Below are 20,733 nucleotides of genomic sequence, written 5' to 3' on the forward strand. Positions count from 1 at the left end.
GTGGAGGTCAAGATCGGCGTGGCGGAGAGCCCCAGGGAGCTGCTCCTCACGAGCAACCTGTCGCCGGACGAGGTCGAGGCGCTGGTGGCCGACGCGCTGAAGAACCCCGCGGGGCAGCTGACCCTGGTGGACGACAAGGGCAAACGGTTCATCATCCCGGCCGCCAGGGTGGCCTACGTGGAGATCGGCGCGTCGGACACCCGCAAGGTGGGTTTCTCGGTCAAGAACTGAGATCGGCACCGACTTCGAAGGGCGGGCGGCTGGTGCCGGTGATCCGGTAACGGTTCCACGGGTCCGGATCGGACAGTTCACCGGCCGCCTCACCCTGCGGAGTGGTGATCCGCGTGGCCGTCTTCCTGCCCTTGACCAGGTCACTCAGTGCCTGGTGCCGGGCGACGCGGCCGTACCAGTGGTAGTAGCCGTCGATCGGCTGGAAGTAGCCGCGCAGCTCGACGTCGACGGTCACGTCGGTGTCGTCGACCCGCAGGGTGGCCGGGCCCGTGTAGCCCTCTTCGTCGTCCATCACTGAACCCTCCTGAGCTGCACCACTTTGTTGACTTCGAACGGTTTGTCCGGGGCGATCTGCAGGCCGCGCTGGCGCAGGAAGCCGTCGATCGCGGCCCAGATGATCGTGGTCAGGTACTCCACGATCGCGTCCCGGCTCATCGACCGCCGCTCCAGCCACCATTCGCCGGTGGTCTGCACCATGCCGACGATCGAGTAGGCCCACGGCTCGGCCGCGCCGGAGTCCAGGTCGAGCCGTCGCATGTAGTCGCCCAGCAGGCTGGTCAGCGCCGCGGCGATCAGTTCCTTGTCGTCCTTGACCGGGTCCTCGGCGACCGGCCGGTCGCCGAACGCGCGGCGGGAGAGCAGCCGGTACAGGTTCGGGTAGTCCTCGATGACGCTGAAGAACGCGTCCAGGCTCTTGCGGATGCGCGGGACCGGGGCTTCCTCGTTGTTGATCGCCGGGATGAGGCGTTCGAACAGGATCTCCGTACCGCGGTGGCCGAGCGCGACGAACAGGTCCGCTTTGTCGGTGAAATGCCGGTACAGCACGGGTTTGGTGACTCCCGCCGCTGCGGCGACGTCTTCCATCGCCAGGTCGGGGCCGCGTTCGTTGAGGGCTTTCAGCGCCGCTTCGACGAACTCCTCCCGACGCGCGACCCGGTGCTCACGCCACCGCTCCCGTCGGGCGTCCTTGACACGTTCACCCATGGCAGAGCATGCTACCAGAAGTAACTGTTACTTCCGGTAACGCCTAAAGGAGGAGGGCACATGAGCCGCGCGCTGCGGGTTGCCCAGGGTGCCGACCGCGAGAAGACCGCTGAGCGACTGCTCAACTCGTCGGCCGAGAAGTTCTACGACCCGGAAGTCGACATCGACTGGAACGCCCCGCTGGCCGACGGGATGATCTACACACCGGACCACCGGATCTCCCTGTACGGCACCCCGCTGTGGGACCGCATGTCCCCACAGCAGCGCCTGGAGCTGGGGAAACACGAGGTGGCGTCGGTCGCGAGCAACGGCATCTGGTTCGAGGTGCTGCTGATGCAGATGCTGCTCAAAGAGGTCTACCGGATCGACCCCACGACCCGGCACGCGCAGTACGCGCTGACCGAGATCGCGGACGAGTGCCGGCACTCGACGATGTTCGCCCGCGCCATCGAGAAGGTCGGCGCGCCGGCGTACGGGCCGCCGCCGATCCTGCGCCAGCTGGGCAAGCTGCTGCCCGTGATCGGCTACGGGCCGGCGCTGTACGGCTCGATCTTGGTGGCCGAGGAGATCCTGGACCGCATCCAGCGGGAGAGCATGGCCGACCCGGCCGTGCAGCCGCTTGTCCGGATGGTCAACCGGATCCACGTGCTCGAAGAGGCCAGGCACGTGACGTTCGCGCGGCAGGAGGTCGTGCGGGGGATGGCCAAGCTGCGCAAGTGGGAACTGCCGTACCAGCGGCTGCTCATCGCCATGGTGTCGTACGCGATCACCAAGAGCCTGATCAACCCGCGGGTGTACACGGCAGTGGGTCTGGACCGAGCCGAGGCGGCCAGGGCGGCGGCGTCGAACCCGCACCACCGGGCCACGATCAAGTGGTCCGGCGAACGGATCATGAAGTTCCTGGACGAGGCCGGCCTGGTCGGCTGGCCGGGCAAGCGCTGGTGGAAGGCCGCCCACCTGATGTGAAGGTCAGGAGTGCTGCAACGGGTAGCCGCCGCCGATTCCGCGCCAGGCCAGCGTCGAGATCAGCTTCACCGCTTCGCTCTTGTCGATCTGGCGGCCGCCGGCCAGCCAGGACTGGGCCGTCACCTGGCTGGCCCCGACCAGGCCGACGGCGAGCAGGCGGGCGCGCTCCTCGTCCAGGCCGGCGTCGGCGGTGATGGTCGCGGTGATGGCGGCCACGCAGGCGCGGGTGGCGCGCTCGATCGTGTCCTGGACGACCGGTTCGCCGCGGATGTCGGACTGGAACACCAGCCGGAACGCCTCGCCCTCGCTGTCCACGAAGTCGAAGTACGCGCCGACCGCGGCCTGGACGCGCTGCTTGTTGTCCGTTGTGGATTCCATCGCACCGGAGACCCGGGCGATCAGCTCGTCCGCGTGGGTCTGCAGCAGCGCCATGTACAGCTCGAGCTTGCCCGGGAAGTGCTGGTAGAGCACTGGCTTGCTGACCCCGGCCCGTTCGGCGATCTCGTCCATCGCGGCCGCGTGGTAGCCGTTGGCCGCGAAGACGTCCTGGGCGGCCGCGAGCAGTTGCGCCCGCCGGGCGGTTCGGGGCAGACGTGCTCCCTTGCCAGGTTGCTGCCCCGCAGGCCCGACAGGGTGCTGCACCGTCTCCGACATTCCGCCTCCACCGATCTGGTGTTTCGAACCCAAACCTTACTCGCCGGTATACGGATTCTGTCCTTGCTCTCAGAAACGCCATGCACACTGGCTGCATGAGCCTCACGAGCGTGCGCCCCCCGATGGTCACGGTTCCGCTGTCGGACGCGCCACGCCCGGCGCTGGACCTGACTCGGCTCCCGTGGCCCGGCGAGCACGTCGAGGCCGGCGGTCACCGCCTGCACATCCGCCGGACACCAGGGCCGACGGACGACACCGCCGTCTTCGTGCACGGCCTCGGCGGGTCCTCGCTGAACTGGACGGACCTGGCCGGGCAGCTGTCCGAACACGCCCAGGGCATCGCGGTCGACCTGCCCGGCGCCGGCTACTCGCAGCCGCCCGACGGGTACTCGTTCGACCTGTCCGCGCACGCCGACGTGGTGGCCGAATTCGTGCGGGGCATGGGCCTCGGGCCGGTCCACCTGTTCGGCAACTCGCTGGGCGGCGCCGTGTCGATGCTCCTCGCCGCCCGCCACCCGGACCTGGTGCGCACGCTCACGCTGATCTCGCCGGCCGTGCCGGACCTGCGGCCGTTCCCGACGCGGATGTCCGACCCGCGGATCCCGTTCGCGATGATGCCGGTGATCGGCCCGCGGTTTCGGCGAAGGCTGGCCGCGCTCACCCCGATGCAACGGGCCCACCAGCTGGTGCGGCTGTGTTTCGCCGACCCGGGCATGGTTCCGCCGCACCGGATGGCCGAGACCGCGGCCGAGTTCGCGGCCCGCGCGCGGATCCCGTGGGCGGGTGCCGCGCTGGGCATGATGACGCTCGGGCTGTTCCGGGCGTGGCTCACGCCGCCGTCCCAGTCGCTGTGGCGGATCGTGCCGAAGATCACCGCCCCGACCCTCGTCGTATGGGGCACCGAGGACAAGCTCGTCACTGTCCGTAAAGCTCCTCGGACCGCGCGGCTGCTGCCTCGGGGGCGGCTGTTGGTGCTGCCGCGGACCGGGCACGTCGCCCAGATCGAACGGCCGGAGACCGTGGCCAGGGCGGCTTTGGGAATGTGGGAAACCGTCGCCGAAGATCGTTGGTGAACCGCGCACGTCGTGCGTCCGTTATCAGAGAGTGATGTGGCACTCTTATCCCGTGAGCCGGATGACGCAAGGAGGACCCGCCTCGCCGTCGCCAAGGTCACGCTCCGGAGCTTCGCGTGCGACCAACAGGGGACCCCAGGGCCGCCGGGACGGTGAAGACCGCTATCAGCGGGGAAACCGTCGGACGGCTGGGGAGCCGTTGGCCGCCGCCTGGGAGCCGGAGGTCCAGGACGCGGAGAAGTCCGCCACCCACGTGCGACCGGTCCGGCGGCGCGGCCTGCTCGCCGTCTACGGCTGGAGGCTGTACGCGATCCCGGTTCTGCTCGTCATCACCGCCCTCGTCGTGTGGAACACGGCCAAGACCAAACCAGGCGACGCGGTCGCCGAAGGCGCCCAGAACCCGGCCGTGGGCGACACCGGCGCCACCGACACACCGACCGGGCCGGGTGCGGCGGAGTTGCCGCCGGTACCGGTCGACCTGAAGATCCCCACCGCCGACCTACCGCCGGGCGCGGCCTACACCCAGGCCGGCGCGAACACGTTCCGGGTGGTCCCAGGCGACGGGCCGCGGGTCGGTCAGCCGAACGCGAGGCTGTACACGTACGACGTCGAGATCGAGAACGGCATCAACCCGGCCGAGATCGGCGGCGGCGACGACGCGTTCGCCGGCCTGGTCGACCGGACCCTCGGCGACGCACGCAGTTGGACCGGCGCGGACCCGAAGATCGCGATCCAGCGTGTGTCGGCCAACCCCACGATCCGCGTGTCGCTCACCACACCCGAGACCACGCACAAGCTGTGCGGCCTCAACATCCCGTACGAGTCGTCCTGCCGCCTGGCCAAGGACGGCCGGGTCGTGATCAACCTCGCCCGGTGGGTGCGCGGCGCGCTCGCCTTCGACGGCGACATCGGCCTGTACCGGCAGTACGCCATCAACCACGAGGTCGGTCACGCCTTCGGCAACGGCCACCTCGGCTGCGGCGACAACGGCGGGCTGGCCCCGGTGATGATGCAGCAGACGTTCGGGGTGTCCGACGACTTCGTCGCCAAGCTGAACGACGCCGTACGGGGCAGCAAGGACCCGGTCAAGGCGGACGGCAAGGTCTGCAAGCCGAACGCGTGGCCCAACCCGCAGGGGCGACCGGCCGGTTGAGCCGTCCCACAGTGTGGGCGTCGCGGAAGACTCCCGGCCGTCGCGGTGTTGTATTTGTCCGGACGCTGAGGAGGATTCGATGCCAGGTAGTTCGCTGCCGCCGCTGGTGGAACCGGCCACGGAGCTGACCAAGGACGAGGTCGCCCGCTACAGCCGGCACCTGATCATCCCGGATGTCGGTGTGGACGGCCAGAAGCGCCTGAAGAACGCGCGGGTCCTGGTCGTCGGCGCCGGCGGACTGGGCAGCCCCGCGTTGCTGTACCTGGCCGCGGCCGGGGTGGGCACGCTCGGCATCGTCGACTTCGACGTGGTCGACGAGTCGAACCTGCAACGCCAGGTCATCCACGGCGTCTCCGACGTGGGCAAGGCCAAGGCCGTGTCGGCACGCGAGTCGATCGCCGAGATCAACCCGTACGTCCAGGTCAACCTGCACCAGGCGCACCTGAACTCGGAGAACGCGCTCGACATCTTCACCGACTACGACCTGATCCTGGACGGCACCGACAACTTCGCCACCCGGTACCTGGTGAACGACGCGGCCGTGCTGCTCGGCAAGCCGTACGTGTGGGGGTCGATCTTCCGGTTCGAGGGCCAGGTCAGCGTCTTCTGGGAGGACGCGCCGAACGGCCAGGGCCTGAACTACCGCGACCTCTACCCGGAGCCGCCGCCTCCCGGCATGGTCCCGTCGTGCGCCGAGGGTGGCGTGCTGGGCGTGCTGTGCGCGTCCATCGGCTCGATCATGGTCACCGAGGCCATCAAGCTGCTCACCGGCATCGGCGAGCCGCTGCTGGGCCGGCTGATGGTGTACGACGCGTTGGAGATGTCGTACCGCACCATCAAGATCCGCAAGGACCCGGAGAGCCCGAAGATCACCGAGCTGATCGACTACGACGCGTTCTGCGGCGTGGTGTCGGACGAGGCGCAGCAGGCCGCGGCGGGCAGCACGATCACCGCGCGCCAGCTGAAGGAGAAGTTCGACCGGGGCGACACGTTCGCGCTGATCGACGTCCGGGAGCCGCACGAGTTCGAGATCGTCCGCATCCCCGGCTCGGTGCTGATCCCCAAGGACCGCATCCTGTCCGGCGAGGCGTTCGCGGAACTGCCCCAGGACAAACCGATCGTGCTGCACTGCAAGTCGGGCGCCCGGTCCGCGGAAGCCCTTGCCGCACTGCACAAGGCCGGCTTCGCCGACGCCGTCCACGTCGGCAACGGCGTCCTCGGCTGGGCCAGGGACGTGGACCCGAGCCTGCCGACTTACTAGGTCAACAGCCCGGGTGGGCGTCCGCGGGACGCCCCACCCGGGACCTGGTGAGCCTGCGCGGTGGGCGCGGGTGGCCAGGTCCTTGGCCACCAGGACCCCGAAGTGCAACTCGGCCACGGTCGCCGCGCTGACCGCCAGTGGTGGCATGGTGGAAGCCAGGACGACACTGGTGTCGAGGACGGACTTCATGTTGTCGCCCATGGGTCACGCAGACTCTGGTCGATCAGGTCGCGGTCGAGCTCCCAGTCCGGATCGGCCGGGGCCTTGAACAGGTCGGCTATCTCGTTGTAGGTCCGCCAGGTCCGGCCCGCGATGGGCACGAGTTGTGCTGCCGGGCGTCCGGAGACAGTGATGGTTATGTGTTCGTCGGCTTGGGTGCGTGGCGGGGCGTGGGTTTGTCGGTGGGACGCGGTAGCGTGCCGGGCGATGGGTACTCCGCAGCCACCTCCGCCCCACGTCCGCGCCGCGTTCGGTGCGCGCGACGCGGAGCCGGAGCTGATCGACGCCGGGCCGTTGTGGCGGTGCGGCGACGGCGCGTTCAAGCCGGCCAGCAGCCCGGCGGAGGCAGCGTGGGTCGCCAAGGCATTGGGTGACCTGCACGTTCCCGGCCTGCGGATCGGACGGCCGCTGCGGTCGACGGACGGGCGCTGGGTCGTGGGCGGCTGGGCGGCGTACAAGTTCATCGAGGGACACGCGGAGCCACGGCACGACGAGGTCATCAGTGTTTCGTTGACGTTGCACGAAGCGCTGAAAGGGCTGCCGCGGCCGCGGTTCATCGACGCCCGGCAGGACGTGTTCGCGGTCGCGGACCGGGTGTCGGCGGGCGAGTTGGACATGCCGCTGAACGCCGACCGCGGCGGCAAGCTGTACGACGAGCTGGTCGGCAAACGCAAGCAGACCAAGCTGACCCGGCAGGTCGTGCACGGCGACCTGTTCGGCAACGTCCTGTTCGTCGGGGAGGCCGATCCGGGGCTCATCGACTTCACTCCCTACTGGAGACCCCCTGAGTGGGCGGCGGCGGTAGTGGTGGTGGACGCGCTGGCTTGGGGCGGTGCCGACGACGGCATCATCGGCCGTTGGGCCCACCTGGCCGAATGGCCGCAGACAATGTTGCAAGCACTGTTGTTCCGGTTGGCCGTGCACGCCCTACACCCGAAATCCACGGCCGAGTCGTTGAAGGGTCTTGAGCGGGTCGCGCAGTCCGTTGACCAGCTGCTCTAGCGGCCCCATAGCGTCCGCACAGCCTGCTGGCAATAATTGTGCGTGCAATGTTGCTTAGGGGTAACATAACCATTTGAGCCGGTAATAAGCGGACCATAGCGTTTGCCCTGTGAAGGTCGAGACGCATTGCCCTTACTGCGCGCTGCAATGCGGAATGGTGTTGTCAGAAAACGGCGTGCAGCCGCGCGAGTTCCCCACAAATCGTGGTGGCCTGTGCCAGAAAGGGTGGACGTCCGATCAGCTGTTGACCACACCATCGCGGCTGACCAGCCCGTTGCTGCACGGCAAGCCGGTGACGTGGGGCACGGCGCTGGATTTCGTGGTGGACCGAATCGAGCGCATTCAGCGGAATTATGGCCGCGACGGTGTGGCCGTCTTCGGCGGCGGCGGGTTGACCAACGAGAAGGCGTACGCGCTGGGCAAGTTCGCCCGGGTCGTGCTGCGGACGTCGCAGATCGACTACAACGGCCGGTTTTGCATGTCCTCGGCGGCTGCCGCGGGCAACCGGGCGTTCGGGGTGGATCGGGGTCTGCCTTTTCCCGTCATGGACCTGGACGACGCGGACATGGTCCTGTTGGTCGGCGCCAATCCGGCCGAGACGATGCCGCCGTTCATGCAACACCTCAGGTCCGGGCTGATCGTGGTGGACCCCCGGCGGACGGCGACGGCCGAGCAGGCGACGCTGCACCTGCAGCCGGCACTGGGCACGGATCTGGCGCTGGCACTGGGAATTCTGCACGCGGTCGTGGCCGACGGGCATCTCGACCAGGACTACGTCAAGGCCAGGACAACGGGTTTCGACGAGATGTGGCGGATTGTCGCAGCCTGGTGGCCGGAACGTGCTGAGCGCGTCACCGGGATCGCGGCCACGGATCAGCGCGCGGTCGCACGGATGTTGGCGAATGCGCGTAACGCGTATGTGTTGACAGCACGCGGGACTGAGCAGCACGCGAACGGTACGAACGCCGTGAACGCGTGGATCAATCTCGCGTTGGCATTGGGGTTGCCCGGCCGGAAAGGCAGCGGATTCGGCTGTCTCACCGGCCAGGGCAACGGGCAGGGCGGCCGGGAACACGGCCAGAAAGCCGACCAACTGCCCGGATATCGCAAGATCGACGACCCGGACGCGCGGGCGTACGTCGCCGGTGTGTGGGGGGTCGATCCGCAGTCGATCCCCGGGCCGGGGCGGTCGGCGTACGAGTTGTTGGACAGTTTGGGACAGCCGCACGGACCGCGTGGGTTGTTGGTGTTCGGCAGCAATCCGGTCGTGTCGGCGCCGCGGGCGGCGCATGTCACGGACCGGTTGAAGGCATTGGACCTGCTTGTGGTGGCGGACTTCGTTCCGTCGGAGACCGCACAGCTGGCCGATGTCGTGCTGCCGGTGACGCAGTGGGCGGAGGAGGAGGGCACGCTCACGAACTTGGAGGGACGGGTGTTGCACCGGCGACTGGCGCTGCGGCCGCCGCCGGGGGTGTGGACCGATCTCGAAGTGTTGCACGGTCTCGCCGACCGGCTCGGGGTGGACAAGGGATTCCCGGTGTCGGCGGAAGAGGTCTTCGACGAGTTGGCGTTGGCCTCGGCCGGCGGGATCGCCGACTACTCGGGGGTTTCGTACTCGCGGCTGCGGGCCGGTGAGGCGTTGTACTGGCCGGTTCCGGAAGCGGGCCACCCCGGCACGCCACGGATGTTCCTCGACTCGTTCGCGTTTCCGGACGGGCGGGCCCGGTTCGTCGCGGTCGAACACACCGGCCCGGCCGAGCGGCCCGACGCGGAGTTCCCGCTGTGGGCCACGACCGGGCGGGTCCTCGCCCACTACCAGTCCGGTGCGCAGACCCGGTTGGTGCCCGACCTGCTCGACGCGACTCCGGAGTCCTTTGTGGAGGTACATCCGGACACCGCCGGGCGGGCCGGGGTCGCCGACGGCGAACTGGCCACGGTGTCCTCGCGGCGGGGTGCGGTCCGGGCGCGGGTCAAGTGTGTGTCGTCGTTGCGGCCGGACGTGGTGTTCCTGCCGTTCCATTTCCCTGGGGTCAACAAGGTGACCAATCCGGCGCTGGATCCGACCAGTCGAATGCCGGAGTTCAAGGTGTGCGCCGTTCGACTTGACCCTTGGGAGGACTCGTGAGGTCGATCGTGATCGTCGGCTATGGCATGGCCGGCGCCCGGCTGGCGGAGGAGATCAGCCGGAGAGATCCGGGAAACGAGCGGGTGTCGGTGACCGTTCTTGGCGAGGAGCCGCATCCCGCGTACAACCGGGTGCTGCTGTCCGGGGTGGTGGCCGGGTCGATGAAGGTGGAGAGCATCACCCTGCACGGCCCGGAGTGGGAGGACCGCGTCCGGATCGGGGTCAGTGCCACCGCCATCGACCGCGGCGCCCGCAAGGTCACCCTGTCCGACGGGTCCACGATCTCCTATGACGCCCTGGTTCTGGCGACCGGGAGCCGGGCGTGGCTGCCACCGGTCGCCGGCCTGACCGACGACTCGCCCAGTGTGGTGGCGTTTCGGACGTTGGGTGACTGTGAACGCATTCTGGCCGGGGCCGCGCCTGGCGCGCCGGTCGCGGTGCTCGGCGGCGGGCTGCTCGGCATCGAGGCGGCTCGGGGCCTGGTCGGCCGCGGCTGCCAGGTGACCGTCGTCCATCCGGTCGGGCACCTGATGGAACGCCAGCTCGACCCGGGCGGCGGCGCCGTCCTGCGCCGCCGGCTGTCCGCGCTGGGGGTCGAGACCCTGTTGGACGCCAAGGTGATGGCGTACGTACCCGGCGACGGGCTGCAACTGGCGGACGGTCTGGTGCCGGCCGACATGGTGGTCGTCGCAGCCGGGGTGAAACCGGAGACCTCGCTGGCCGCGGCCGCCGGGATCAGGGTCGACCGCGGGATCGTGGTGGACGACTGCTTGCGTACCAGCGATCCGCGGGTGTACTCGATCGGCGACTGCGCCCAGCATCCGGGAACCGTGTCCGGGCTGGTGCAGTCGGCCTGGGACCAGGCCGCGGTCCTGGCCGACCTGTTAACGGGCGTTAACGTCGCTGCGCGGTACCGGGGAACGCCGGTGGTGACCCGGCTCAAGGCACGTGACATGGACGTCGCGGCACTGGGCGAAGTGCACGTCGGAATCGAGTCGGAGGACGCGGAAGTCCTGTGCCTCAGCGATCCCGAACGCGGCCGGTACGCCAAGCTGGTGATCCGGCACAACCGGGTCGCCGGGGCGATCCTGATCGGCGCGCCGGACGCGGCCGCGACCATCACCCAACTCTACGACGCGGACATCCCAGTGCCGTCCGACCGGTTGGCGGTGTTGCTCGGGCGCGCGTTGCCGGTGATGGCGACGGTCACGCCAAAGCCGGCCGAACTGCCGGCCGGCGCGGTGGTGTGCCGATGCAATTCGGTCAGCAAAGCGCAGTTGGTGACGGCGTGGCGGTCAGGCGCCACAAGTGAATCGGAACTGGCGTCGGCGACGAGGGCGACGACCGGATGCGGCAGTTGCCGCGAAGCGGTGTGCGGCATCGCTGAATGGCTGTCGGCCACGACGTGAAGGAGCAGTGATGAAACGCTTGGGCGGTCGCTGGATCGACGAGTGGGACCCGGAGAATGCCGAGGCCTGGGAATCAGGCGGGAAACGGGTCGCGAACCGCAACCTGTGGTTCTCGATCTTCCCCCAACACCTCGGGTTCTCCATCTGGACACTGTGGTCAGTCATGGTGTTGTTCATGGGACCGCAGTACGGGCTGAGCGCGGCCGACAAGTTCCTGCTCGTGTCCACGCCGACTCTGGTCGGGGCCCTCATCCGGATCCCGTACACCTTCGCGCCGGCCAAGTTCGGCGGCCGGAACTGGACTGTCGTCTCCGCCGCGCTCCTGCTGATCCCGGCGGTTCTCGCCGCGATCGTCATCCATCCGGGGACGTCGCTGGGGACGTTCGTGGTCGTGGCCGCGCTCGGCGGTATCGGCGGCGGGAACTTCGCGTCCTCGATGGCCAACATCAACGCCTTCTACCCGGACCGCAGCAAAGGCTGGGCGCTGGGGCTGAACGCCGGCGGCGGAAACCTTGGGGTGGCCATGGTACAGCTGGTCGGCCTGCTGGTGATCACCCTGGCCGGGGCGAACTCACCGCGGATCCTGTTGTACGTCTACATTCCGCTGCTGATCATCGCGGCCGTGTGCGCCCTGCTGTTCATGGACAACCTCACCACGATGAGCCGGGACACCAAGGCGATGCGGGAGGTCGTGAAAGATCCACAGTCGTGGGTGATGTCGTTGCTGTACACAGGCACTTTCGGGTCGTTCATCGGATACAGCTTCGCGTTCGGTCTCGTACTGCAGAACCAGTTCGCGCGGACCCCGCTGCAGGCCGCCTCGCTGACGTTCCTCGGGCCGCTGGTCGGGTCGTTGGCCAGGCCGGTCGGCGGCTGGCTGTCCGACCGGGTCGGCGGCGCCAAGTTGACGTTCTGGACGTTTCTCGCGCTGACCGTCGGAACGGGCCTGACCATCGTGGCGTCGAGCCTGAGATCGTTGCCGCTGTTCGTGGTCGGCTTCATCGCGCTGTTCGTGTTCTCCGGCGTGGGCAACGGGTCCACGTACAAGATGATCCCGGCGATCTTCCGGGCCAAGGCCCAGTCGGCGATCGACGCGGGCGCCGAGCCGGCACCCGCGCTGCTGCGGGCCAGGCGGCTGTCCGGGGCCCTGATCGGCTTGGCCGGAGCGGTCGGGGCCCTCGGCGGCCTGTTCATCAACCTGGCGTTCCGCGAGTCCTTCATGTCCGCGAAGAGCGGGATCCCCGCGTTCGTCGCGTTCCTGATCTTCTACGGGGTGTGCTTCGTCGTGACGTGGGCCGTCTACCTGCGTAAACCGGCCGTGGTCACGGAGCCGGAACCGGCGCTGGCAGGTTAGCCCACCAGAAGTCACACAGATGCTCGGCACCCAGGTCCACCGGGTGGATGTCGTTCGGCGCGAAGGACAGGCTGTCCGGCATCCACCCGGTCCGCGCGAACCCGGCCCACAACCGGATCATGGTGTCCGACAGCCGCTGCTGGTCCGCCGTGAAGGCGGCCGGGAACAAGGCATAATCGAACAGGTAAGTCAAGTCAGTTGAGTGGAACGCGCCGCCTGGGACATCCGGCGGGAACTGGAAGAAACCGGTCGGCGCCGTCCGGTCGGCGAACTCGTAGTGGTAGACCGGTGTGCGTTTGCCCAGCTCGCGGGCATCCTTAAGCTGGTTGCACGTCCAGACCCGGTCGGTCAACACGGCCGACCACGTCAGCCGGCTCGGGACGGGATATTGGGTGGCGACGCTGTCACCTAGGGAACCAAACGCGTCCCGCAGGAGTTGCGCATAAGGAACGGCGGCGGGGGCGAACGCGCCAGTCAGTCTTCCCTCGTCGCGAGTGTTGCCGGTGAGGACGGGCACCCGGTGGAAACGTCCCTCGGCCAGAGCGGTGGCGGGGTGCTCGGGCAGCGTCGGGGTGTTGTAGGCCAGGGCCGTGATCGGCGTGACGTCGGTCCCGGAGACCAGGTCACGCGCGGGCACCCGCCGCAGGCAGTCGACAACGCCGGTGCCGGCCCCAGCGGACGGGTGGCCGGTGGCGGCGCTGGACATGGCTGGCGGGCGGTTGCTGCCGTTGGACTCGGTGGGCTGGCGGGCGGCGGTGGTGTCTGATTCGGCGGGCGGGTGGTCTCTGGTGGTGCTGGGCTTGGTTGGCGGGGCTTCGGTCCCGCACCCGAACTTGGCCGCCAACGCGTCGCCCTGGGCCTCCGCCTGGGCCAGTGACTGCCACGGCGACCCTGCTGGGGAGCCGTGCTTGATGCCGTTGACCGGCCAGTTCGTTGAACATGAGCCGCTGTTCATGATCGCCCGGTGGAACAGGCCGTTCGCGGCCGGTGAGGTGAGCTGGGCGCAGACGTCGAACGCGCCGCCGGACTCGCCGAAGATGGTCACGTTGTGCGGGTCGCCGCCGAAGGCGGCCGCGTTGCGCTGCACCCAGCGGAGCGCGGCTTGCTGGTCCTGCAGGCCGAAGTCGCCGCTGACCTGTTTGCAGGGGCGCACGTCGCCGCAGCCGGGGAGGTCGCGCGACGCGAACGCGCTGAACACGCCCTGGCGGAAGTTCGTCGTGACCACGACCACGTCGCCGCCGACCACCAGGCGGTGGGGGTCGAAGTCGGCTGCGGCGCCGTAGCTGTTGCCGCCGCCGTGGAACCACACCATGACCGGCTTGCGACCGTGCGTGTTCGGCGTCGTCACGTTGAGGTACAGGCAGTCCTCTTGCTCGCTCGGTGTCCCGCCGCCGGCTGTCTGTGCGCAGCGGGGGCTGGGCTTTGTCCCGTCTCGGGGCGTGGACCAGGGCTGTGGAGGTTGTGGGGGCGCCCAGCGGAGGTCGCCGACGGGCGCGGCGGCGAACGGGATGTCCTGGTAGGACGCGTAATCCTGGGTGACCGTGCCGCGGACCGGCCCGGAGTCGGTCCGGACCGTGTGGGAGCGGCTGACGGTGTGCGGGCCGGCCGCGTTGTCAGTCAGGCTGTCGACGTGGCCTGCGGCGTTGGCGGTGGCGGGGGTCGCGATGAGGGTCAGCAGGGCTACGGTGACCAGGAGTTTCTTCATGGTGCTGAGCCTGGCGCGCGGCCGGCGCCGGAAGATCTGCCACCTGGCCGATATGCCCACGCACGGCGTCCTGACCTGCGGTGGGAGGGTCCTTTAACGCCGCCGAAACCTGGTCGAACCGAGAGGGACACGGCGTCACCGCAGCATGGACGCCATGACTCGGACACTGGTCGTCGTCGGCCACGGCATGGTGGGCCATCGGCTCGTGCAGGCGGTGCGCGACCGGGATCTCGACCGGGTGTGGCACATCGAAGTCCTGGCCGAGGAGCCGCGCCCGGCGTACGACCGGGTCGCCCTCTCGTCCTATGTGGACACGTGGGAGCCGGCGAACCTGACGTTGCCCGAGGTGGACGGCGTGTCACTGGGTTTGGGCGATCCTGCGACGGCAGTTGATCGGCGGGCCAGGGTGGTGACGACCCAGTCCGGTCGGCAGGTCACGTACGACGCGTTGGTGCTGGCGACGGGCTCGTATCCGTTCGTGCCGCCGATTCCCGGGCGGGACCTGCCGGGTTGCTTCGTATACCGGACGATCGACGACCTGGACCGGATCCGGGCGGCTGTCGGTGGGCGCGGCGTGGGCCGGCGGGCCGGCATGGTTCTCGGTGGTGGCCTGCTCGGGTTGGAGGCGGCCAATGCGTTGCGCGGCATGGGAGTCTCGCCGCACGTGGTTGAGATGGCGCCCCGGCTGATGCCGATCCAGGTCGACGAGGGCGGCGCCGGGCTGCTCAAGAACCTGGTGCGGAAACTGGACCTGACTGTCCATACAGGAACGTCCGCCGAGGCCATCGAGCGGGATGGCGACCGGCTTGTCGCCAAACTGACCAACGGCGTCGAGCTCGACCTGGACGTGGTGGTCTTCTCCGCGGGCATCCGGCCACGCGACGACCTGGCGCGCCAAGCCGGGCTGGCGGTCGGCACCCGCGGTGGGGTGGTCGTTGACGAGGGCTGCCGGACCGAGGACGAGCACGTCTACGCGATCGGTGAGTGCGCCTGCCTGGACGGCATGGTGCACGGCCTGGTGGCGCCCGGGTACGCGATGGCGGAGGTGGTGGCGGACCGGCTGCTCGGCGGGACGGCGACGGTCCCGGGCGCGGACACGTCCACCAAACTCAAGCTCCTCGGTGTGGACGTGGCCAGCTTCGGCGACGCGCACGGCGCCACCGAAGGCGCCCTTGAAGTGGTGTTCAACGACGCGGTTGCCGGAACCTATGCCAAGGTTGTGGTGTCGGACGACGCCAAGACCCTGCTGGGCGGCGTTCTGGTGGGCGACGCGAGCGCGTACACCATGTTGCGGCCGATGGTCGGGCGTCCACTGCCCGGCGACCCGGCGTCTCTGATCGCGCCTGCCGGTGGCGGTGTGGCGTTGGGCGCGTTGCCGGACGACGCCCAGGTGTGTTCTTGTCATGCGGTGACGAAAGCGACGATCAACGCGGCCGTCATCGAGGGCTGCACGGACGTTCCCGCTTTGAAGGCATGCACGAAAGCCGGCACGGGCTGCGGATCGTGCGTGCCCATGCTGAAGCAGTTGCTCGCCGAGGCCGGTGTCGAGCAGTCGAAGGCGTTGTGTGAGCACTTCGCACAGAGCCGAGCCGAGCTGTTCGAGATCGTCCAGGCGAGCGAGATCAGGACGTTCAGCGCGCTGATCGCCAAGTGCGGCAAGGGAACCGGCTGCGACATCTGCAAACCCGCGGTGGCGTCCATGCTGGCTTCCCTGGGCAACGGGCACATCCTGGACGGCGAACAGGCGTCGTTGCAGGACACGAACGACCACTTCCTGGCCAACCTGCAACGAAACGGGACGTACTCGGTGGTGCCGCGGATCCCCGGCGGCGAGATCACGCCGGCGAAGCTGATGGCGATCGCCGAGGTCGCCAGGGATTTCCAGCTGTACACGAAGATCACTGGCGGGCAGCGGATCGACCTGTTCGGCGCGACGGTCGACCAGTTGCCGTTGATCTGGCGACGACTCGTGGACGCCGGGATGGAATCCGGTCACGCTTATGGAAAGGCGTTGCGAACAGTCAAATCCTGCGTTGGAACGACATGGTGCCGTTATGGCGTGCAGGATTCCGTCGCGTTGGCGATTCGACTGGAACTGAGGTATCGCGGCCTGCGGTCGCCGCACAAGCTGAAGTCGGCGGTGTCGGGGTGTGCGCGGGAATGTGCCGAGGCCCGGAGCAAGGACTTCGGCGTCATCGCGACCGAACACGGCTGGAACCTGTACGTCGGTGGGAACGGCGGGTTCAAGCCCCGGCACGCCGACCTGCTGGTGTCCGATGTGGACACCGAGACGCTGGTTCGGCTGATCGACCGGTTCCTGGTGTTCTACATCCGCACGGCCGACCGGTTGCAGCGGACCGCCGGGTGGATCGAGGGGATGGACGGCAGGCTCGACCACCTGCGGGACGTGGTCGTGCACGACAGCCTCGGGATCTGCGTCGACCTGGAAGCCGCCATGGCCGGCCACGTCGAGTCCTATTCGGACGAATGGCGTGGGGTGTTGGAGGACCCGGAGAAGCTGGCCCGGTTCAGCTCGTTCGTGAACGCGCCCGGGATGCCCGATCCCACAGTGACCTTCCGGGAGGAACGTGGGCAGCGGGTGCCCGTGCCGTTGGGGATCCCCGAGGTGGTGGCGCGATGACCGTGATCTGCCCGTTCGACCGGCTGCTGCCCAACCGCGGGGTGGCCGCGTTGTTGCCTGGGAACGTGCAGGTCGCGGTGTTCCGCACCGGCGACGGCCGGGTGTACGCACTGTCCAATATAGACCCATTTTCGCACGCGGCCGTCCTGTCGCGGGGTATCGTCGGCGATCGAGGAGGAGTGCCTGTGGCCGTGTCCCCGTTGTACAAGAACGCTTTTGACCTGCGTACCGGCGTGTGCGTGGACGACCCGGACGTGTCGGTCGACGTCTACCCGGTCACCGTCGACGCCGGCATGGTCCTGGTGGGAGCGCCGTGACCTTGGTGCTCGACGTGGAAGTGCCACCCCTGGCCGGGTTCACGGTCGGAGTGACAGCCGCGCGCCGCGCTGACGAACTCACCGCGTTGCTGGAACGTCGTGGTGCCACGGTTGTGCACGGGCCGGCCATCCGGATCGTGCCGGTGCCGGACGACGCCGAGTTGCAGGCCGCGACCTCGTCGCTGATCGCGCACCCGGTGGACTACGTGGTGGTCACGACCGGGATCGGGTTCCGTGGCTGGGTCGAAGCGGCCGAGGGCTGGGGTCTCGGGCCGGACCTGCTTGGTGTCGTCGGCAAGGCGTCGGTGTTCGCCCGAGGGCCCAAGGCGAAGGGCGCGGTCCGGGCGGCCGGGCTGGTGGAGAGCTGGTCTCCCGAGTCGGAGAGCAACTCGGAGATGCTTCGGCAGCTGCTCCAGATCGGGGTTTCCGGCCGGCGTGTCGCGGTGCAGTTGCACGGGGAACCGTTGCCGGGGTTCGTTTCGGCGTTGCGCCAGGCGGGCGCGGACGTCGTGGAACTCCCCGTCTACCGGTGGACGGCTCCGATCGACGAGGGGCCGTTGGAACGTCTGATCGAATCGGTGTTGGCCGGTTCGGTCGACGCGTTGACGTTCACCAGCGCGCCCGCGGTGGCCAGCGTCCTGGCCACCGCGCGACGCTTGGGCCGTTACGACGCTTTGGTTTCGGTGCTGCGGGGGCGTGTTGTGGCGGTGTGCGTCGGGTCGATCACGGCTGGGCCGCTGGTGGCCGCCGGAGTTCCCGTCGTGCGGCCGGAACGGGCGCGGATCGGCGCGTTGGCCCGAACTGTCGCCGTGGAGTTGCCCGCTCGGGCGACTCGGCTGTCGGTGGGCACGTGCCGGCTTGAGGTGCGCGGCCAGGGTGTTGTCGTCGACGGCGTGCTTCGTGGGGTTTCACCCGCGCCGATGGCGGTGTTGCGTGCGTTGACCGCGACACCGGGGAAGGTGTTGTCGCGTCCGGCGTTGATCGGGGTGCTGCGGCGGCATTCCGGGCGGGACGAGAACGTTGACGCGCACGCCGTGGAGACCGCCATCGCGCGGTTGCGGTCCGCGCTTGGCGACTCCTCCCTGGTGCAGACCGTGGTGAAGCGGGGCTATCGGCTGGCGATACCGGCATGACGCTTGTGCTAGCGGCACACGGCACGCGCGACTCGGCTGGCAGCAGGGTCGTCCACGATCTGGCCCGACGGGTTCGCGATCGACTGTCCGGTGTGGACGTTCGGGTGGCGTTCGCGGACGTCCGGTCGCCGAGCGTGGCCGAGGTGGTGGCGTCGGTCGCCGGACCTGTAGTCGTCGTACCGGCGTTCCTCGCCGCCGGATACCACGTGCGGGTGGACATTCCGGCCCAGGTACTGCGGTCCGGGCACTCTCAGGTGACGTTCACCGAGCCGCTCGGGCCGTCTTCCGCGCTGGTCGCGGCGATGCACGAGCGGCTCGTCGAGGCCGGCTGGCGGAACTCGCCCCTGGTGCTGGCCGCGGCCGGGTCCTCCGATCCACGCGCCCTGGCGGACGTTCGGACGGCGGCCCGGCTGCTTGCCTCAAGTACGTCCGTGCCGGTGCGGATCGGGTACCTGGCCACAGCCCGGCCACTCGTCGCGGATGTCTTGTGCGACAACGACTTCGTGGCGTCCTGGTTGCTGGCGCCCGGGGTGTTCCACCGGATGGTGCGGGACCTGACCGGGCGGGTGTCCGAGCCGATCGGGGCGCACCCGAACGTGGTGGACTTGGTGGTCCGGCGCTACAAGTCGTCGAACAGTCCAGGCGGGCCGGTGTCCGGGCGGACCGCGTCCCAACGGTAGGTCCGCATGTTGACCTTGTTCTCGTCGGCCAGCACACCTTCCGCCCGCAACAACTCCAGCTGCTCGTGCTGCAGATGCGGGGCAGGGGTGCCGTCGGCGCGCAGGACGCGGTGCCAGGGCAGGTCGTGGCCGTCCTCGGCGAGGATCCGGCCGACCAGCCGTGGCGACGGGGCCTTGGCCAATTCCGCGATGTCGCCGTACGACGCCACGCTGCCAGCCGGGATGCTCTTGATGAGCTCGCGGACCTTCTCGTGAAGTTGCTCGTCCATCACTTTGTGTCGTTCAGGTAGGCGAGGACCGCGAGCACCCGGCGGTTGTCGTCCTCGGACGGCGGGAGCTGCAGCTTCGCGAAGATGTTGTTGGTGTGCTTGCTGACGGCCTTCTCGGTGACGAACATCCGGGCCGCGATCGCCGCGTTCGACCGTCCCTCGGCCATCAGACCGAGCACCTCACGTTCCCTTGGTGTCAGCGAGCCGACCTCGTCGCGTTCCCGGCGGGCCAGCAGCTGGGAGATCACCTCGGGGTCCATGGCGGTTCCGCCGCCCGCGACCCGGCGGACCGCGTCGATGAACTGGGCCACATCCGACACCCGGTCCTTCAGCAGGTAGCCGACCCCGCCGCCGCGGTCGGACAGCAGTTCGCGGGCGTACAGCTGCTCGACGTACTGCGAAAGCACCAGGATCGGCAGGCCAGGGACCTGGGCGCGGGCCTCGATGGCGGCTTTGAGGCCCTCGTCGGTGAACGTCGGCGGCATGCGCACGTCCACCACGGCCACATCCGGCTTGTGCGTGACCAGGGCGCGCAGCAGGGCGGGCCCGTTGTCGACCGCCTCGACCACATCGAAGTCGTACGCGGCCAGCATCCTGATCAGGCCGTCCCGCAGCAGGACGAGGTCTTCCCCGAGAACCACACGCACAGCAGCACCCTACCGGCCGACGAACCGCGTGATCAGGTCGGCGGTTTCCACCGGGCGTTCGAAGGACACCATCGGCCCGGAGTCCAACTCGACGACGTCCACCATGTCCCGCATCGTGATCTTGCACGCCTGGATGAAAGCCGGCCGCACGAACTGCGACCGGGACGCCTTCACCAGCAAAGTAGGCGTGGTCGGCGGCGGCAGTTGCGCGGCCCGGCACATCTCACTCCACGCCGTCGTGGTCACCGCGTAGCTCGCCTTCGGCAGCCACCGCCCACTGGTCTGCGCGAAGTTCCCGGCCAGCTCCTCCTCGACGTCGCGCAGGCTCACCCCCGGCCACTCCGCCCGCTGCCAGGCGCCCGCCTGCTCGATCGACGCGAACACCCGCGGCCACGGCGGCATGGTGTCCCGCACGAACCGCGGGTCCAGCCCGATCGCCGGCTCCAACAACACCAACTTCGTGACCCGCTGCGGCGCCAACCTCGCCAGGTGGATCGCGGCGGCGGCCCCGAACCCGTGCCCGACCACCGACAACCCACTCACCGCCAGGCTGTCCAACACGGACAGCAGGTCGGCGGCATGCTGTTCAAGTGTCCACGGCGGAAGGTCCGTCGACTCCCCATGCCCCCTCAGGTCCGGCGCGACCACGCGGTACCCCAGGAGAAACTCCTCGGCCAGCCGTTTCCACCGCCCGCCATGCCCACCAAGGCCATGCACCGCGAGCACAGGACGGCCCTTGTCAGGACCGAAAACGCGCACATGCAAAGCTGGAGGCACCCGGCCATGATTGCATTCCATCCCCCTGACCTGCCGTAACCGACCCGGATAACGTGCGTCACGTACCGCCGGGGCCGGTTGAGCCGTCGTGACTGGTCTTGATGGAGTCTTTCCAGGCGACCTGGTCTCCGGC

21 protein-coding genes are annotated in these 20,733 nt (G+C 68.9%); 13 read left to right on the top strand and 8 right to left on the bottom strand.

Annotation, left to right across the window (positions count from 1 at the left end; genetic code table 11):
- The gene (locus tag EV192_RS25545; protein ID WP_132119865.1) at positions 1 to 231 is read left to right on the top strand and encodes a DUF3107 domain-containing protein; all 231 of its coding nucleotides are present in this window, start codon (positions 1 to 3) and stop codon (positions 229 to 231) included.
- Here EV192_RS25545 and EV192_RS25550 read toward each other — a convergent pair.
- Positions 221 to 523 (bottom strand): DUF4873 domain-containing protein, encoded by a 303-nt coding sequence (locus EV192_RS25550; protein ID WP_132119535.1) that lies wholly within the window; start codon positions 521 to 523, stop codon positions 221 to 223. The genes EV192_RS25545 and EV192_RS25550 overlap by 11 nt on opposite strands.
- Positions 523 to 1,215: a TetR/AcrR family transcriptional regulator gene (locus tag EV192_RS25555; protein ID WP_132119537.1), complete on the bottom strand. Its 693-nt coding sequence runs from the start codon at positions 1,213 to 1,215 to the stop codon at positions 523 to 525. Before EV192_RS25555 ends, EV192_RS25550 begins: the two co-directional genes overlap by 1 nt.
- A 60-nt stretch (positions 1,216 to 1,275) precedes the next feature.
- On the opposite strand from EV192_RS25555, the gene EV192_RS25560 reads away from it, so the two are divergent.
- The gene (locus EV192_RS25560) at positions 1,276 to 2,181 is read left to right on the top strand and encodes an AurF N-oxygenase family protein (protein WP_132119539.1); all 906 of its coding nucleotides are present in this window, start codon (positions 1,276 to 1,278) and stop codon (positions 2,179 to 2,181) included.
- Between the two features lie 3 nt (positions 2,182 to 2,184).
- Here EV192_RS25560 and EV192_RS25565 read toward each other — a convergent pair whose 3' ends face one another.
- The gene (locus EV192_RS25565; RefSeq protein WP_132119541.1) at positions 2,185 to 2,835 is read right to left on the bottom strand and encodes a TetR/AcrR family transcriptional regulator; all 651 of its coding nucleotides are present in this window, start codon (positions 2,833 to 2,835) and stop codon (positions 2,185 to 2,187) included.
- Between the two features lie 95 nt (positions 2,836 to 2,930).
- Here EV192_RS25565 and EV192_RS25570 point away from each other — a divergent pair, with 95 nt between their 5' ends.
- From EV192_RS25570 to moeZ, 3 genes are all read left to right on the top strand, one after another.
- Positions 2,931 to 3,908, top strand: coding sequence for an alpha/beta fold hydrolase (locus tag EV192_RS25570; protein WP_243727061.1), 978 nt, complete (start codon positions 2,931 to 2,933; stop codon positions 3,906 to 3,908).
- A 199-nt stretch (positions 3,909 to 4,107) separates the two neighbouring features.
- Positions 4,108 to 5,061 (top strand): DUF3152 domain-containing protein, encoded by a 954-nt coding sequence (locus EV192_RS25575; protein WP_243727062.1) that lies wholly within the window; start codon positions 4,108 to 4,110, stop codon positions 5,059 to 5,061.
- A gap of 79 nt (positions 5,062 to 5,140) precedes the next feature.
- On the top strand, positions 5,141 to 6,322 hold the full coding sequence (gene moeZ, locus EV192_RS25580; protein WP_132119545.1) for an adenylyltransferase/sulfurtransferase MoeZ: 1,182 nt from the start codon (positions 5,141 to 5,143) through the stop codon (positions 6,320 to 6,322).
- A 185-nt stretch (positions 6,323 to 6,507) separates the two neighbouring features.
- On the opposite strand, the gene EV192_RS56875 is transcribed toward moeZ, so the two are convergent.
- Positions 6,508 to 6,642: a hypothetical protein gene (locus EV192_RS56875; RefSeq protein ID WP_279494102.1), complete on the bottom strand. Its 135-nt coding sequence runs from the start codon at positions 6,640 to 6,642 to the stop codon at positions 6,508 to 6,510.
- Between the two features lie 106 nt (positions 6,643 to 6,748).
- Between EV192_RS56875 and EV192_RS25595 the strand changes: the two genes are divergently transcribed.
- The 4 genes from EV192_RS25595 (at position 6,749) to EV192_RS25610 (ending at position 12,431) form a co-directional block, all read left to right on the top strand.
- Entirely contained in the window at positions 6,749 to 7,543 is a 795-nt protein-coding gene (locus tag EV192_RS25595) for a TIGR02569 family protein (RefSeq protein WP_132119547.1), read from the top strand.
- Between the two features lie 154 nt (positions 7,544 to 7,697).
- Positions 7,698 to 9,668: a molybdopterin oxidoreductase family protein gene (locus EV192_RS25600; protein ID WP_132119549.1), complete on the top strand. Its 1,971-nt coding sequence runs from the start codon at positions 7,698 to 7,700 to the stop codon at positions 9,666 to 9,668.
- Positions 9,665 to 11,077, top strand: a complete 1,413-nt coding sequence (locus tag EV192_RS25605) for an FAD-dependent oxidoreductase (protein ID WP_132119551.1) — start codon at positions 9,665 to 9,667, stop codon at positions 11,075 to 11,077. Before EV192_RS25600 ends, EV192_RS25605 begins: the two co-directional genes overlap by 4 nt.
- Positions 11,078 to 11,087: 10 nt before the next feature.
- Entirely contained in the window at positions 11,088 to 12,431 is a 1,344-nt protein-coding gene (locus EV192_RS25610; RefSeq protein ID WP_132119553.1) for a nitrate/nitrite transporter, read from the top strand.
- Here EV192_RS25610 and EV192_RS25615 read toward each other — a convergent pair.
- On the bottom strand, positions 12,400 to 14,136 hold the full coding sequence (locus tag EV192_RS25615) for a carboxylesterase/lipase family protein (protein WP_132119555.1): 1,737 nt from the start codon (positions 14,134 to 14,136) through the stop codon (positions 12,400 to 12,402). The genes EV192_RS25610 and EV192_RS25615 overlap by 32 nt on opposite strands.
- A gap of 154 nt (positions 14,137 to 14,290) precedes the next feature.
- Here EV192_RS25615 and nirB point away from each other — a divergent pair, with 154 nt between their 5' ends.
- Genes nirB through EV192_RS25635 form a run of 4 tightly spaced genes read left to right on the top strand, consistent with a single transcriptional unit; the run spans position 14,291 to position 18,907 of the window.
- Positions 14,291 to 16,777: a nitrite reductase large subunit NirB gene (gene nirB / locus EV192_RS25620; RefSeq protein WP_132119557.1), complete on the top strand. Its 2,487-nt coding sequence runs from the start codon at positions 14,291 to 14,293 to the stop codon at positions 16,775 to 16,777.
- Complete coding sequence (gene nirD / locus EV192_RS25625; RefSeq protein ID WP_132119559.1) at positions 16,774 to 17,094, top strand: nitrite reductase small subunit NirD; 321 nt, start codon at positions 16,774 to 16,776, stop codon at positions 17,092 to 17,094. The genes nirB and nirD overlap by 4 nt, the downstream gene beginning before the upstream one ends.
- Before the next feature lie 5 nt (positions 17,095 to 17,099).
- Entirely contained in the window at positions 17,100 to 18,227 is a 1,128-nt protein-coding gene (locus tag EV192_RS25630) for a uroporphyrinogen-III synthase (RefSeq protein ID WP_132119871.1), read from the top strand.
- The gene (locus tag EV192_RS25635) at positions 18,224 to 18,907 is read left to right on the top strand and encodes a sirohydrochlorin chelatase (RefSeq protein ID WP_132119561.1); all 684 of its coding nucleotides are present in this window, start codon (positions 18,224 to 18,226) and stop codon (positions 18,905 to 18,907) included. Before EV192_RS25630 ends, EV192_RS25635 begins: the two co-directional genes overlap by 4 nt.
- Here the strand turns inward: EV192_RS25635 and EV192_RS25640 are convergent.
- The 3 genes from EV192_RS25640 to EV192_RS25650 are packed head-to-tail and all read right to left on the bottom strand — an operon-like array spanning position 18,847 to position 20,549.
- Positions 18,847 to 19,176 (bottom strand): MGMT family protein, encoded by a 330-nt coding sequence (locus EV192_RS25640; RefSeq protein ID WP_132119563.1) that lies wholly within the window; start codon positions 19,174 to 19,176, stop codon positions 18,847 to 18,849. The two genes, EV192_RS25635 and EV192_RS25640, sit on opposite strands and share 61 nt — an antisense overlap.
- Positions 19,176 to 19,823: a LuxR C-terminal-related transcriptional regulator gene (locus EV192_RS25645; RefSeq protein WP_132119566.1), complete on the bottom strand. Its 648-nt coding sequence runs from the start codon at positions 19,821 to 19,823 to the stop codon at positions 19,176 to 19,178. The genes EV192_RS25640 and EV192_RS25645 overlap by 1 nt, the downstream gene beginning before the upstream one ends.
- A 9-nt stretch (positions 19,824 to 19,832) precedes the next feature.
- Positions 19,833 to 20,549: an alpha/beta fold hydrolase gene (locus tag EV192_RS25650; RefSeq protein WP_165960594.1), complete on the bottom strand. Its 717-nt coding sequence runs from the start codon at positions 20,547 to 20,549 to the stop codon at positions 19,833 to 19,835.
- Positions 20,550 to 20,733: the final 184 nt, after the last annotated feature.

Source organism: Actinocrispum wychmicini, from assembly GCF_004345645.1.
Classification (GTDB): domain Bacteria; phylum Actinomycetota; class Actinomycetes; order Mycobacteriales; family Pseudonocardiaceae; genus Kibdelosporangium; species Kibdelosporangium wychmicini.

Excerpts from the sequence above, each read along its gene's own strand:
- EV192_RS25600 (WP_132119549.1), top strand. The coding sequence starts at position 7,698 with ATGGTGTTGTCAGAAAACGGCGTGCAGCCGCGCGAGTTCCCCACAAAT.
- EV192_RS25565 (WP_132119541.1), bottom strand. The coding sequence starts at position 2,835 with ATGTCGGAGACGGTGCAGCACCCTGTCGGGCCTGCGGGGCAGCAACCT.
- moeZ (WP_132119545.1), top strand. The coding sequence starts at position 5,141 with ATGCCAGGTAGTTCGCTGCCGCCGCTGGTGGAACCGGCCACGGAGCTG.
- EV192_RS25555 (WP_132119537.1), bottom strand. The coding sequence starts at position 1,215 with ATGGGTGAACGTGTCAAGGACGCCCGACGGGAGCGGTGGCGTGAGCAC.
- EV192_RS25610 (WP_132119553.1), top strand. The coding sequence starts at position 11,088 with ATGAAACGCTTGGGCGGTCGCTGGATCGACGAGTGGGACCCGGAGAAT.
- EV192_RS25615 (WP_132119555.1), bottom strand. The coding sequence starts at position 14,136 with ATGAAGAAACTCCTGGTCACCGTAGCCCTGCTGACCCTCATCGCGACC.
- EV192_RS25570 (WP_243727061.1), top strand. The coding sequence starts at position 2,931 with ATGAGCCTCACGAGCGTGCGCCCCCCGATGGTCACGGTTCCGCTGTCG.
- EV192_RS25595 (WP_132119547.1), top strand. The coding sequence starts at position 6,749 with ATGGGTACTCCGCAGCCACCTCCGCCCCACGTCCGCGCCGCGTTCGGT.
- EV192_RS25550 (WP_132119535.1), bottom strand. The coding sequence starts at position 523 with ATGGACGACGAAGAGGGCTACACGGGCCCGGCCACCCTGCGGGTCGAC.
- nirB (WP_132119557.1), top strand. The coding sequence starts at position 14,291 with ATGACTCGGACACTGGTCGTCGTCGGCCACGGCATGGTGGGCCATCGG.
- EV192_RS25640 (WP_132119563.1), bottom strand. The coding sequence starts at position 19,176 with ATGGACGAGCAACTTCACGAGAAGGTCCGCGAGCTCATCAAGAGCATC.
- nirD (WP_132119559.1), top strand. The coding sequence starts at position 16,774 with ATGACCGTGATCTGCCCGTTCGACCGGCTGCTGCCCAACCGCGGGGTG.
- EV192_RS25635 (WP_132119561.1), top strand. The coding sequence starts at position 18,224 with ATGACGCTTGTGCTAGCGGCACACGGCACGCGCGACTCGGCTGGCAGC.
- EV192_RS25560 (WP_132119539.1), top strand. The coding sequence starts at position 1,276 with ATGAGCCGCGCGCTGCGGGTTGCCCAGGGTGCCGACCGCGAGAAGACC.